At 58.0% G+C, this 13,317-nt stretch carries 13 protein-coding genes; 7 read left to right on the forward strand and 6 right to left on the reverse strand.

The window, feature by feature from the left end; all coding sequences use genetic code 11:
* The first annotated feature begins 17 nt into the window (after positions 1-17).
* The 3 genes from hemE (at position 18) to ACP15K_RS12530 (ending at position 2,582) form a co-directional block, all read left to right on the forward strand.
* A complete protein-coding gene (gene hemE / locus ACP15K_RS12520; RefSeq protein ID WP_193142623.1) occupies positions 18-1,055 on the forward strand; it encodes a uroporphyrinogen decarboxylase in 1,038 nt (345 codons plus the stop codon).
* Positions 1,056-1,097: 42 nt separating this feature from the next.
* Positions 1,098-1,928 carry a YdcF family protein gene (locus ACP15K_RS12525; RefSeq protein ID WP_424990664.1) on the forward strand — a complete coding sequence of 277 codons (831 nt, stop codon included), beginning with the start codon at positions 1,098-1,100 and terminating at the stop codon, positions 1,926-1,928.
* 258 nt (positions 1,929-2,186) lie between these two features.
* Positions 2,187-2,582: a hypothetical protein gene (locus ACP15K_RS12530; RefSeq protein ID WP_424990665.1), complete on the forward strand. Its 396-nt coding sequence runs from the start codon at positions 2,187-2,189 to the stop codon at positions 2,580-2,582.
* A 395-nt stretch (positions 2,583-2,977) separates the two neighbouring features.
* On the opposite strand, the gene ACP15K_RS12535 is transcribed toward ACP15K_RS12530, so the two are convergent.
* Positions 2,978-3,199, reverse strand: a complete 222-nt coding sequence (locus tag ACP15K_RS12535) for a hypothetical protein (protein WP_193142626.1) — start codon at positions 3,197-3,199, stop codon at positions 2,978-2,980.
* A 385-nt stretch (positions 3,200-3,584) separates the two neighbouring features.
* Between ACP15K_RS12535 and ACP15K_RS12540 the strand changes: the two genes are divergently transcribed.
* Together ACP15K_RS12540 and ACP15K_RS12545 are read left to right on the forward strand one after the other, a co-directional pair.
* Positions 3,585-4,019 carry a hypothetical protein gene (locus tag ACP15K_RS12540; protein WP_424990666.1) on the forward strand — a complete coding sequence of 145 codons (435 nt, stop codon included), beginning with the start codon at positions 3,585-3,587 and terminating at the stop codon, positions 4,017-4,019.
* Positions 4,016-5,305, forward strand: coding sequence for a relaxase/mobilization nuclease domain-containing protein (locus tag ACP15K_RS12545; protein ID WP_424990667.1), 1,290 nt, complete (start codon positions 4,016-4,018; stop codon positions 5,303-5,305). The genes ACP15K_RS12540 and ACP15K_RS12545 overlap by 4 nt, the downstream gene beginning before the upstream one ends.
* 12 nt (positions 5,306-5,317) lie before the next feature.
* Here ACP15K_RS12545 and ACP15K_RS12550 read toward each other — a convergent pair whose 3' ends face one another.
* Complete coding sequence (locus tag ACP15K_RS12550; protein WP_424990668.1) at positions 5,318-5,551, reverse strand: hypothetical protein; 234 nt, start codon at positions 5,549-5,551, stop codon at positions 5,318-5,320.
* Between the two features lie 831 nt (positions 5,552-6,382).
* Between ACP15K_RS12550 and ACP15K_RS12555 the strand changes: the two genes are divergently transcribed.
* Complete coding sequence (locus tag ACP15K_RS12555; protein WP_424990669.1) at positions 6,383-7,585, forward strand: Fic family protein; 1,203 nt, start codon at positions 6,383-6,385, stop codon at positions 7,583-7,585.
* Between the two features lie 118 nt (positions 7,586-7,703).
* Positions 7,704-9,026 carry a hypothetical protein gene (locus ACP15K_RS12560; protein WP_424990670.1) on the forward strand — a complete coding sequence of 441 codons (1,323 nt, stop codon included), beginning with the start codon at positions 7,704-7,706 and terminating at the stop codon, positions 9,024-9,026.
* Positions 9,027-9,069: 43 nt separating this feature from the next.
* Here ACP15K_RS12560 and ACP15K_RS12565 read toward each other — a convergent pair whose 3' ends face one another.
* The 4 genes from ACP15K_RS12565 to ACP15K_RS12580 all read right to left on the reverse strand — a co-directional run bounded on the left by ACP15K_RS12565 (position 9,070) and on the right by ACP15K_RS12580 (position 13,171).
* Positions 9,070-9,330: a hypothetical protein gene (locus ACP15K_RS12565; RefSeq protein ID WP_424990671.1), complete on the reverse strand. Its 261-nt coding sequence runs from the start codon at positions 9,328-9,330 to the stop codon at positions 9,070-9,072.
* A 246-nt stretch (positions 9,331-9,576) separates the two neighbouring features.
* The gene (locus ACP15K_RS12570; RefSeq protein WP_424990672.1) at positions 9,577-10,575 is read right to left on the reverse strand and encodes a tyrosine-type recombinase/integrase; all 999 of its coding nucleotides are present in this window, start codon (positions 10,573-10,575) and stop codon (positions 9,577-9,579) included.
* Positions 10,572-11,936 (reverse strand): tyrosine-type recombinase/integrase, encoded by a 1,365-nt coding sequence (locus tag ACP15K_RS12575; RefSeq protein ID WP_424990673.1) that lies wholly within the window; start codon positions 11,934-11,936, stop codon positions 10,572-10,574. Before ACP15K_RS12575 ends, ACP15K_RS12570 begins: the two co-directional genes overlap by 4 nt.
* Positions 11,933-13,171, reverse strand: a complete 1,239-nt coding sequence (locus ACP15K_RS12580; protein ID WP_424990674.1) for a tyrosine-type recombinase/integrase — start codon at positions 13,169-13,171, stop codon at positions 11,933-11,935. The genes ACP15K_RS12575 and ACP15K_RS12580 overlap by 4 nt, the downstream gene beginning before the upstream one ends.
* Positions 13,172-13,317 lie beyond the last annotated feature (146 nt).

The following is a 13,317-nucleotide window of genomic DNA, read 5'->3' on the forward strand; positions in this document are numbered from 1 at the left end:
AAGCGACGGGGTATGTCATGGCCGAACAAAAAAAACTTCTGCGCAGTCTTGCGGGCGAGACCCAGGATGTGCCGCCGATCTGGATGATGCGGCAGGCCGGGCGTTACCTGCCCGAATACCGCGCGACGCGGGAACAGGCCGGGGATTTCCTGTCCCTGTGCTACAACCCGGAACTCGCAGCCGAGGTCACGCTGCAACCCATCCGCCGCTATGGCTTTGATGCGGCGATCCTTTTTGCCGATATCCTGCTGATCCCCGATGCGCTGGGGGCGGATCTGTGGTTTGTCACGGGCGAAGGCCCGCGCCTGTCCACAACCACCACGGAAGAGGATTTCGGCAAGCTGTGTCATGCCGCCGACATCCACGATCACCTGTCCCCGGTCTATGAAACCCTGCGCATCCTGCGGCGCGAATTGCCTGCCGAGACCGCGCTGATCGGCTTTGCCGGGGCGCCCTGGACGGTGGCCACCTACATGATTGCCGGGCAAGGCACCCCGGATCAGGCCCCGGCGCATGCGCTGATCGCCGAGAATCGCGAGCTGTTTCATGCCATTATCGGGCGGCTGACCAATGCCACCATCGAATATCTCTCGGCCCAGATCGACGCCGGGGCCGAGGTGGTGAAGCTGTTCGACAGCTGGGCCGGATCGCTGAAGGGCGACGATTTCACCAATTACGCGCTGGAACCGGCGCGCCAGATCATCGCAGCCTTGAAAGAGCGGCACCCCGAAATCCCGATCATTGCCTTCCCGCGCGAAGCGGGCGAACGCTATATCGGCTTTGCCAAGGCCAGCGGGGCCGATTGCGTGGCGCTGGACAATTCGGTCGATGCGGCCTGGGCGGCCGAACATGTGCAGGTCGACGGCTGTGTGCAGGGCAACCTTGCGTCCAGCCATATGGTCACCGGCGGGCAGGATCTGGTGGACGAGGTCCGGCGCATCCGGCAGGCGTTCTCGGGCGGGCCGCATATCTTCAACCTGGGCCACGGGATCACCCCGGACGCCGATCCCGACAATGTCGCGCTGATGATCGAAACCCTGCGCGAGACCACCTGAAGCGGCGGGCTGGAAAAGGTCTGGCCGGCGTATGGCTGACGTATGGCAACCGGGCCGGTGATGGACGGGCTGTTCTTTCCGCTGTCAAAGCTGTTCTGGATGGCGGCCCGCCCCGAAAGCTGGCTGCTGGGGCTGATGCTGCTGGCGCTGGCCGGTCTGCTGCTGCATCGGCGGCGGCTGGCGGTCACGGCGCTGTCGCTGGCCATTGCCGCTTTTCTGGTCATCGCCCTGTTGCGCCCCGCCGACACGCTGCTGGGCCCGCTGGAGCGCGCCTACCCCGCCAACCCTGACCTGGCCGCCCCGGCGGCCATCGTGGTGCTGGGCGGCGGCGAGGAGGCCGTGCGCACCGACACCTACGGCCAGCCGCACATCAGCGACAAGGGCGACCGGTTTCTGACAGCCATCGCGCTGGCCCGGCAATACCCCGAAGCACGGGTCGTCTTCACCGGCGGCACCGGCTGGTTCCGCACAGGCTTTCTGCCCGGTTCCGAGGTCGCGCGGCAGATCTTCACCGGCGCCGGGATTGCACAGGATCGCCTGATCCTGGAAGGCCGCTCGCTGAACACCTGGCAAAACGCGGTGAACACCCTGCCGCTGATGGACGGCCTGCCCGAGGGCGGGATCGTGCTGGTCACATCCGCCTTTCACATGCGCCGCAGCGTCGAGGTCTTCTGCGCCGCCGGCTGGCGCAATCTGGTGCCCTATCCCACCGATTTTCGAATCCTGCCGCAGGGGCACCGGCTGGGCTGGCGCTTTGCCGAAAACCTTGCGGAATTGAATCTGGCGGCAAAGGAATGGATCGGGCTGTTGGCTTATCGCCACACTGGACGCGGCGTCACCCCGCAAGATCGTCCCGGCTGTTTGTTGCCCTGACCCAAGGTCGCACAAGGAGGAACACTCGCAACCTGACAGGCGGCGGTGAAATTCTCTCTTGCAGCGATGCCTGCCCGAGCATTTCTTCTGAGGAAAGATGATTAATCATTAATCACCCTGGGAAGAAATATACGCGGCAAGTAGCATATCAGTTGAACCAAATCTTCACGGATTGTTAAGATTTAGGATGAAACAAGTAGTTAACGTCCTGTTGCTGCGACAGGGCATGTGAGTCCGGTGTTGGGGGAGTACTGCCAGATGATTGATGAAACCGTTCTGCGGTCACAAACAGACGTGTCATTGGGCATCTTTTCTTTCCCGACACCACGTCCGGCAAATCCGTCTGCCGACGTTGGCGCCGACCCGCATCCCGGCTGGCTGCACCAGATCCGTGTGCTGGACATCCGTCTTGCCAATACCTCTGAGCAATCGCCGAAATGGTCCGCCGCATGGTCTGAGCGCGAGCATCTGACCCATCAGATGTGCCGCACATCGCCGTCCACCTGGGACGGGCTGGTGGCCCAGCTTGCCTGGATCAATGAAGAGATTGCCCCGGTGTTGTCCGACGCCACCGACACCGCCTATCCGACGGCGCTGGAGTGTATTCGCGACGCCGTCGAGACCCTGCGCGGCAGGTACACCCCCAAGGATTGAATCCGCCCCCTCTCGGCCTCGTCGGCGACCACCGTCATGCGGAGGCAATCGTTGTGCGTGCTCCCGGTCCGGCCGCGCATGCGTTGGGAGCCGCGGGACTTGCGCCTGACAGCTGGGACTGCGCGCCCGCCTGATCGACTGAACCGTGATTTTCCAAATCTACCAAATGACCGCGTTTTTTTGCCGGTATGTGTGATTACACACAGAAAACCGGAAAACCGGCCCAATCAGTTCGTTAAATGCACGCCTCAGACCCCTGAGACCGGAGGATGCGCGGCGTTACTCGGCCGGGTGCCGGCCTTTTGCATCCAGCTTGCGCGCCTCGCGGCGCAACAGAAGGGCACCGGCCGCGGCAACGGCCAGAGCAATCACGGGAACGATGAAATCGAAGAAGCTCATTGCGGCATCTCCTTGCGTATGTACCTTAAGATATAGTGCGAAACGCCGTGCAATGCGAGTCCGCCCGCGCCCCACCATAGCGTGGTCAGCCTGACATTCTGCCAATCTTCCACGGCGGGACGCAAAATCGCGAAACCGATCAGGCCAAGGCCGATGGCGCTGATGAACCCGGCAAACAGCTTTACACGCTCATTGTGGGTGACCAGCGGATCCCGCATCCCGTAACGCCTCCTTCAGGCTGTGGCTGGGCCAGACGCCAACCGATGATGTGCAAACACTGCGCCGGAACCGGCATGCTCGGTTGCGGATACCTGCGGTGTCAACACCGGGCACACCGGCGATGAGGCCGCCTTGCCAGGCCGCGCGTCAAGGTGTGGCCGTCGGAAATTCGCAAGCGGCGCGGTACACGGGTCAGCCTGAGGCACAGGTGTGGTCGCCTGGAAGACTTGAAGGGGTCTGTATGGATGGTGCGCCAAGAGGGAAATGGATTGAACTGCCAGTTCAATTCCCTCAGCGACGAAGAATGGAGTAATCTGTTCGACACCCTTGAAGAGTGGGAACGCTATCTCGCACAGTTAGACTCAAAGAGTCTGAGGTGCGACGATGAGCACTTTAGACCATAATTTCAATGATATAGCGTCTGAATCGGCGAAGTCAGAAGCCGATGCGCCGAAGTATCCGCCGCCGTTTTCCATTCGCTTTACTTTTGAAGAACGGGCCAGTCTGGATGCAGCGCGCGGGCACAAGGCACTCGCGGCGCATATCAGGGAAGAATTGTTCGGCGACGATGTATCGCCACGCAAGAGGCCTGGTAACAGCCCTGTGAAGGATGCTGAAGCTTTAGCACGTGTCTTGGGCGCATTGGGCGCGTCCCGTTTGTCATCGAACCTGAACCAACTGGCGAAAGCTGTGAATACGGGTTCTCTGCCGGTCACACCTGAAACCGAAGCCGATCTTGTGGAAGCCTGCCGGGAAATTCAGGCGTTGCGTGCTGACCTGCTTCGTGCGCTCGGAAAAATGCCGAGGAGCGGACCATGATCCTCAAGGCCAAAGAAAGGGGCGATGCTGGGCAGCTTGCTCGTTATCTTTTGGCGATGCGCGACAATGAGCATGTCGAACTTTATGAAGTGTCCGGCTTTGTCAGCGACGATTTGATCGAAGCGTTCAGTGAAGCCGATGCCATCGCCAAAGGCACGAGGTGCAAGAATTACCTATTCTCCATGAGTCTGAACCCACCTGAAGGTGCGGACGTTCCGACGAAGGTATTCGAACAAGCCGCAGATCAGATCGGCAAGAAGCTCGGTTTGGATAGCCAGCCGCGTGCCATCGTGTTTCATGAAAAAGATGGCAGACGCCATGCCCATGTCGTCTGGTCGCGGATTGATTCAGAGCGCATGCGGGCGATCAACCTTCCGCACTACAAGTCCAAGCTGAAAGATGTCTCGCGAAAGCTATACCTGGAACATGGTTGGGATATGCCACGCGGTTTGCAGGATCGGCGCTTGCGCGACCCTCTGAATTTTTCGCGCGAAGAATGGCAGCAAGCCAAGCGGGTTGGCCTTGATCCTAGAGAGATTAAGGCTGTGTTCCGGCAATGCTGGGAAGCCTCAGACAATCGCGCTTCATTTGAACAGGCGCTCAAGGAGCGGGGTTTTTGGTTGGCACGGGGTGATCGTCGTGGGTTCGTTGCCGTCGATTATCTCGGCGAAGTCTATTCCCTGTCTCGTTACACCGGGGTGAAGGCAAAGGAGCTTGAAGCTCGCTTGGGCGATCGCGATCAACTCACTTCGGTAGATGTTGTGAAAGCCGAGATTGCCAAAGGCATGTCGCGCAAGATCGAAGCATTCATCGGTGAGGCGCGTCGCGATGCGAAACAGCGCTTTGCCATGATCGACTTCCGTCGAACTGAAATGGTTGCCCGTCACAAAGACGAACGAACGAACCTCGGGCGGCGTCAGCAAAAACGCTGGATGGCAGAAGCCAAGGAAAGATCGCAGCGATTGCCGCGCGGGTTCTCCGGCATCTGGCATCGTTTGACGGGGCAATATGCGAAGATCAAAGCACAGAATGAACAAGAGACGCTGCAAGCATGGCAACGTGATCGTGCAGAGAAAGATACGCTGATCTTCCGGCAGCTCGAAGAACGTCAGGCTCTTCAAAGAGATGTCAAAAAGCAACGCGCCATCGTTCGGGAGGAGCTGATGCAGCTCCGCAAGGACGTGGCAAACTATGAAGAGGGCAAGGCCTTGGATCGTGAACGCGAAAAAGCCGAAGAAGAGCGACGGCGTCAGCGTTCACCTCAAAAGCCTCGGCTTGACCGATAGAGGAAGGGGCGCTTATGCGCGCCCCTCGTTGTCGACCAGTGGTGCATCTTCAAGCGGAAGGCGTAGAACGATGCGGCCATTGATCGGGCAGGTTTCGAGCTGAAGCGTATAGCCCTTGCCGTCTTTGTGAACCCATGCCGCGCCGACTTTGTTCCAGTAGGACTTCTCGCCCCTTTGCGTAACGTGCCAGGCCAGATAGTCGGGTGCGTTGGTGGCTTGGTTTGTGGTGTGGTTTTCGCGTGCCATGATCTTTTCTCCTTTGTTCGGGTTGGCTTGCTAACGCCCTCCCGTTTGATCGAAGGCAAAGGCTCGGAGTTCATGGTCAACACGGCTGGCGATGCCAGGTGGTGCGGGCAGACCATTGAAGATCGACGCCGCATTCGGTCAGGGATTTCTGGGTGTCCTGTTGCAAGCCATCCTGTCAAAGGGGAACGGTGCACGCTTTCTTGAACCTCTACAGGCCACAAAACGCTCTGCGCTCGATTTTCTGTTCCGTTTTGCGCTCTGGTGATTGTTCGCATGAAGTAAGGCGTTCGCGGCGCATGGGGGCAGCGGCAAAGCTGCTTTGGCTATGATGGTCGTATTCCCGATCAATCCGTCGAATGCTTCAAGCGCATCTCTTCCCTTGTTTTGTCAAAGACGCCCGAACCATCAAAGGCCTTCATGGGCGGATGATGGTGGACGGGGCCGAAAGGCCCTGAATGGTTCGGGGCCTCCTTGAAACACAGGAGGATACGATGAAACTCATCTCTCGTTTTGAAGCGGCAACGCGCAGCACCGCAGAACTTTTCTGTTTGCGCAAAGTGGCGTTCATAGCTTTCTCAGCTGCCCCGCGTGGTTCCCAAGAACAGCGCAATGCCCTTACCTCAATGCGAAACATTGAGCGCGAGTTGGCGTCACGTTCACCAACTCCCTAAATCGGTCGCGTCTGGCTCGTTTGCCAGTCGCGCCAACTTCCGCTACAAACCGGACATAGAAGCGGACATGTAGAGGGACATATTTCTGCTGACATAACGCCTATCTATATGATATTGTGTCGTATTAATGATTGTCTTCGCGGTAAAGAAAGCGGACAAAATGAGCGATGAAAACATAAGGGATGATGGCGAGACCATAGGTCTGTTCGAGCCGTTGATGGTGAGTGAAGGCTCACCCAAGCGCGCGGAACTCAACGATCTGGCGCTCGATCTGGCAACGGCTTCAGCCCGCTTTGCCAGCAGCTTGCCTGCATCTATCGCCGACGCTCTTGCTGATCTGATCCGCTCAATGAATTGCTACTACAGCAACCTGATCGAGGGGCACAACACGCACCCCATTGATATCGAACGGGCACTGAAAGATGACTACAGTGCCGATCCGGAAAAGCGTGATCTGCAACTCGAAGCCAAGGCGCATATCGCTGTGCAGAAATGGATTGATGAAGGTGGCTTGGGTGAAAGCCCCACATCGCCGGACATGATCACGGAGATTCACCGCCGCTTTTGTGAATTGCTGCCACCTGATTTGCTCTTTGTGGAAATGCCATCGACCGGTGAGAAAATTCCGGTGGTGCCAGGGGAGCTGAGAACGCGCGACGTTGAAGTCGGACGCCACGTTGCAATCAGTCCGGGTTCGGTCCCGCGTTTTCTCGATCGTCTGCATGGTGCCTACCGTCATGCAGGCCGGATTGAATCCATTCTTGCCGCAGGGTGCGCGCATCATCGCCTGCTTTGGGTTCACCCTTTCCTGGATGGGAATGGCCGCGTCGCCCGTTTGATGTCTTACGCGATGTTGAAGAATGCGCTCGATACAAAGGGGCTGTGGTCAGTCGCGCGTGGCCTTGCGCGAAACGAGGCAGAATACAAACGCCATCTTGCGGCTTGTGATCAGCCTCGGCGTGGCGATCGCGACGGGCGCGGTACATTGAGCGAAGCGGCGCTTGCTGATTTCGCGGGCTTCTTCCTGAAAATCTGCATTGATCAGATTGCCTTCATGGAAGCCTTGATGAAGCCAGACAGGTTGCGCGATCGCATACTGATCTGGGCGGAAGAAGAAATGCGCGCAGGAACGCTGCCAGCAAAATCCGATGCGGTTTTACGCGCAGTACTCATGCAAGGGTCGATCACCCGCGCTGATGTCGTTTCGCTTCTTGGTGTCACGGAACGAAGCGCGCGCCGAGTAACGTCAGCGTTGCTGGAAATCGGCGCTCTTCAATCGGAAAGCACGCGCGCGCCGCTACAACTGGCTTTCCCTGCAAAGCTTGCAGGGCGCTGGATGCCGGGATTATTTCCGGACGAGTAGACGCGAACTGTATGGCTGATCAAACAGCCAGCCGTTCGTTCTTAGCTCCGGCTGTACGCCCCATGCCAAAAAGAGAATGAAAGTTTGGATCAGCAGCAGATCATGGTAATCTAAGTACATGGATTCATTGCAATTTGAAATCGCTCGCTTTCTTGCCCTGAAAGCCGCAATGCGGCAAAGAACGACGTACCAACAGGTGGGAGAAGCTGTTGGCTGGAACCATCCAAATGGTCGCGGATTGGGAGCTCACCTTGAGGTCATTCTTCACTATCTCGCGGACAAAGGTCTTCCTCCACTAACAACAATTCTTGTCAGGAAAGGTGAACGTCACCCACATGAAGATGCCATGGCTTACATACGGGAGGTTCTTGGCGACATTGACATAGAATCGATCCAGCAAGAGGTCTTCGACTTTGATTGGAGCTTGGTACCAGAGCTATTACCTGAAGCCACGAAACTCCCCGACGGGCGCGAGGTTTGGTTAACCTCATTCTGGGGCTTCGATCCTTCAAAGTGGGGCTGCATTGGGTTCGCGGATGAAAGCAAGCGTAGCCGCTTTTTGAGTCAGTCCAAACCTGGTGTGCTCGTAGCAATCTACGTAACCAAGGGCAAAGGCCCCGAAGATATGCGCGGGAAGGTGGTCGGCGTTCTGGAGCTATCGAATGAAGCAGGGCATGCTCAAAACTACATTTCTGGCGATCGTTGGCGAGAAAAGGAACTTGATCCAGACTCCAAGGGGAAATGGCTTCACGCGGTGAAAGCAACCCGCGCTTGGAAAGTCATTCCAGAGGACTGGCAGCGCGTAGAGGACATTTTTCCAAAGGCCTACAGCAGCGCGCACCCAGAGTTTATTGGAGCGAGTGGCGTAAAAGTGAGTGCGGATGAAGCTGAAAAGCTACTGCAACTCGATGTTCAAGAGGTGCATGTGTACGGAAGCACCCAAGCTGCCGACCCAACTATCCAAACTTTGGATAGCGCGCTGACGCCGAGCCGCGCTATCCCTCCACCGGCAGAACCCTACACGGTCGGAGAGACTGACGGCCCCAAATTCCTCTACATATTGGAACTTCAAGGGGACATTTCAGCCTATTTGGGATGCTCGCCTGAAGACGTCGAAGACAAAACGATTATTAAAGTCGGGTTCTCAAAGAGCCCACTTGCTCGAAAAAACCAAATTCAGAGCGCATATCCAGATGGCTCCTTCAAATGGTCTGTTCTTTTTCCTTCACCGATACCTGATCAGCCACCTTATGCAAATGCCAAGATCGCCATCACTGGCGAAGACGCAATGAAGAAACGGTTGGTGGATGAGAAAGCCAGAAGCCTTGGAGGCGAGTTCTTCCTCGCGGAAGACTGGCTTGTTCATAAGACTTGGATTGCAGGTAACTTCGCCGCGAAACAAGCTCAGGATGAAACAGAGACGGAGACAAAACAAACCTGATTGAGGCGGCTGGCCGGATGGCCAGCCGCGAATTTTTTCACCCTTAGAACAACGAAAGCTGCGCGCCACTCCAGCCCGTGCGCTTGGCTTCATGATCAAGCCACGCATTCACGAACGCGACCGCGCCGCCATGGTGCGCAACCGTTCCCCTGTCGATGAAATGCGAACGATAGCCTGTTCTGGTCACGGGCAATGGCGTTTTGTTTTCTGTGCGTAGTTCGATGTGATCGACCATGCCGAACTGCTCGGGTGTGAAACTGATTTCGATTTCAACGCCGCGCCATATGATGGTGTGTTTTTCCATGATTTTGCTTCCTCTTTTGGGGAGCCACCGCTTACGCGGCAACTCCTTCTTCGCTTTTGGTTTCTTGGAAGCTGTGCAGGTAATCCGCTGCACGCTGCGCATGCGCTGCGGCTGAAAAAATCGCGCGCCTGTCGTCTTTCAAGACCTTCAATTATCACGAGGACGGCATAATGCGGAGGAAGTCCGCCAATGCCTTTGTTTCCCTGGCGGTCTGTTCACTTTCCTCCGCATAATTTTTGATGCGCGTCAGAGCGTATCCAACCAGTCGAGCACGCCCTGGTCGCGCCGCCATGATGGCGGACTATCGGTCTTTGGTCTTTCGACCCGCTCCAGTGCTTTCCGTTTGGTCTCCAAGTTGGCCTGTGCATAGTGGTTGGTGGTCTCAAGGCTGACATGACCCAGCCAGCTTCGGATGACCGTGACGTCGACGCCGGCGGCGACCAAGTGTACGGCCGTCGCGTGCCGGAAGCTATGCGGCGTCACATGTTTTCTCGCCAGCGTCGGCGCGGTCTTTTCAGCCGCCCTGACATAGTCCGCCAGCTTGAACCGAACGCCCGAGGCGCTGAGAGGGTTGCCGTAGCGGTTTACGAAGAGAGGTTCATCGGCCGGCCTCGGTATTCGCTCAAGCAACGACCTCAGCAAGGCGACCGTTTCCGGCCAAAGCGGGCTGATCCGTTCTTTCCGGCCTTTTCCGTACAATCGCACGCAGGCCGGAGCATCGAACCTGATCGCCTGGGGGCGAAGATCAAGCGCTTCCTGGATGCGCGCGCCGGTATTGTAGAGCAGCGACAGCAAGACATGGTCCCTCTGGCCGATCAACGTGGAGCGGTCGGGTTGAGCCAGGATCGCCTGCACTTCTTCGGGTTCGAGGTAATCTGGCGCGCGGATCGGTGCCTTTTTCGTCGGCACGTTCAGAACCTCCGCGCATTGCGCCATGAACTCCGGTTCGCGCGTTGCCACAAAGCCGAAGAAGCTGCGCAGGGCGGCGAGGCGGCAGTTCCGGGTGCCGATTGTGTCACCGCGTTCGACCTCAAGATGTTGCAGGAAGGCGATGACCTTCGCCGCGGTCAATTCGCTCAGCGCTAGGCGAACAACCGGCTTGCCATGCCGGGCCGCGACAAATTGCAGAAAGAGCCTCCAGGTGTCCCGATACGACTTGATGGTATGCACAGAGGCGTTGCGTTGCTGGACCATCCAGTCAGTGAAGAACATGCGCAGCAATTGGGGGAGCGGATCAGATTTCATGGTGCCACCTCCGCCGGTTCAGCGTTGCCGGGCGAGGTGAAGGCCCGGAACCGCTCACTCGCTTCATACAGCAGCTCCTGGGTCACCGTGATGTAGACCAGCGTGGAGTTGATATCGCGGTGGCCGAGATATGTTGCAAGATACGGCAGCTTTTCCTGCGGGTTCACACCTTGTCGGTACCACTCGAGGATCCGGTGAACGACAAAGGTATGTCGCAGGTCATGGATGCGCGGCCCGGTCTTGCCCGTGGCCGGTTTGAGACCAGCCATGCGCAGAATGGCAACAAGGTGGGTGCTGATAGTTGCCCGACAGTAATAGCGGTTCTTTTGATCGTGCCAGAACAAACCGGCGTCTGGGCTGCGAGAGACCTTGGCCTTCTGCCGCGCTTCGAGAAGCACGCACAGAGCATCCATCGCGCTGTCCGACAGCGGCAGAATGCGGGACTTGAAGAACTTCGTCTCCCGGATCGCGATTGTTCCGGCCTGCATGTCAATGTCGCCAAGCGTCAGCCTTGCGATCTCGCCGATTCGCAGCCCGGCGCAATAGGCCAGAACCAACATCGTGTAGAGGTTGATCGGACGCGAGGGCGCGCGCGGCGATGGGTAGGTCCGGGCAATTGCCAGTAACCGCTGGATGTCCTCGGGTCTGTAGATATAGGGACGCCGCCAGCTGCGCACGACTTGTTTTTCGGGCCGGTTATTCGGTCGCCGTTTGGGGCGAGTTGGGTCGTCATGACACAGTGCCTTGTTCAGGATACGTGCCAGTCTCTCGCATTCGACAGGATGATTTACATTGGACTTTGTCTGGCGATATTGCGCAAGCAGCGTCTCCAACGGCTTGCCATCAAGATCGGGCCTTTGCTGCAGAAAGCGGTCGAACCGGCGGCAAATGACGTCGGCCGCCTCATACCGGTAACCTCGGCGCTGCATCCGCTCGACATGGTTGCGCATCAGCTCTCCCAATGAACTTTCGAACGGTCGAGGTTGCCGCAACGCCTCGAGTGCCTGATTGGGATCAGGGGCCATCAAAGCCCGTATTACGCCCGTGTCACTGTGGGCATTATAGTCACGGCGAAGGTCGGAGATCGGATTGCTCCCAATCCTTCCTTCATGCGCCAGGGCATCGAGGAAGCGGGCAACAATCCGGGCGCGGTGCAGCACCGTTGAGCGGGCCCAAACCTCACCGCGCTCACGCAACCAGTATTCAAGTGCTTGCCGGCCGGTTGCGCCAAACCGCAACACCGCCTGCCGGAAGCTGTTCAGCGCTTGCCGATAGTAGATTGGCGTTATCGCGCAGTTCAATGGAAGCCGGGCGATGTAGTGCTCGATGATCTCATCGCCATCCTCGGGCCAACCTCTCATTGTCTCACCTCCCGGTCTGGAAGGTTGATGGCAATCGAACGCAAGTCTTCGGTGGCGAGCTTCAGATAGGGCGCTGTCGATTCCGGGGATCGGTGGCCAAGTACATCGCCAATGATCTTGCGCGGGGTGGATGCCCTCAGCATGCTGACCGCACGGGCATGGCGAAAGATATGCGGCCCGCGCTTGCCAGCAAGCTCAATTCCGGCGGCAGCGAGGCGCCGTTTGACCACACCATAGAGGCCGCCCGCCTTCATCGACTGATAGGGTGCACGGCTCCGCAGGAATACGGTGCGGACATCCGCGTCCGGACGGCCGTCCCGCAAGTAACGCAGGATCGCTTCCCCCACGGGTTCCATCAGGGGCAGCATAGCCGTGGCATTGGTCTTGGAGCGTTGCACCCGAAGAGTATCCGCCCGCCAGTTGATATCCTCGATCTGCAGGCGGCCGACCTCGCCGGACCGAAGGCCGTAGTTGGCAAGAAGCTGCAGGATCGCGTGATCACGCAACCCCAAGGATGAGCTGTCCTGCCCCGCAAGCTCAAGAACCGCCGCGATCTGTTTGACGGTCAGGATCGACGGAATGCCCTCATGGGCGTAGAGAAGCGGGGCAATCACATGACCCGAGAGATCGTCCGCATGCAGCTTGCTCCGGTGCAAATGTCGCAGGAAGCCGCGTAACCGTTCGGCGACATCCTTGAGCGATTTGCGTGTCAGGCCCGGCGCCCTGATATCCATATAAGCATCGATGTCGCGCACGCTCAGATCGGCAAAATCGGCTTTTCTGTATCGCTGGATGAGCCATTTGCAGAAGTGGCGCGCCTCCCACATCAGCGCCGTGATCGAAGGCTCGGCCAAACCGCGTTCGTGTCGCAGCCATCGCTCATATTGGTCGCAAACCTCGCGGGTGAGACGCTCCGCTTCGTTTGCAGCAGGCAGAGCCGGCGGCCATTTCGGCAGAGCGGAGCGCAGCAAAGCGTAAATCCCCGACCGCGGTATCGATGCCCAGCTGGACCCCGGTGCGCGCCCGCGGTCCATTTGAAACTGCCGGACCGCGTAGCGCAGATATTCGGCGACAAGTTCCGGAGTGACGTCGTGCAGGTCAATCGCATGCTCTTCCAGGTAAGCGAGGAATTGACCCGCGTAGAGGCAATAATTGTGAATGACAGTTGGACTATAGCGCTGCCGGCGCAGCGTGCCGCGAAGTTCTGAAATTTCCTTGAAAGGCGATTGGGACATCGATTCCTCCTTGGTTTGATTGATCAACCCAAGAAACATCCAGCCTGAAATAATGCGCAGCAAGAACGGCACAGCCACGACCCAACACATTGAAATCAAACGGGCTACGAAATTCTCCTCCGCATTATGCCCTCCTCGCGATAACT

The sequence above is a fragment of the Fluviibacterium sp. S390 genome (assembly GCF_049800695.1).
Taxonomy (GTDB): Bacteria; Pseudomonadota; Alphaproteobacteria; order Rhodobacterales; family Rhodobacteraceae; genus Meridianimarinicoccus.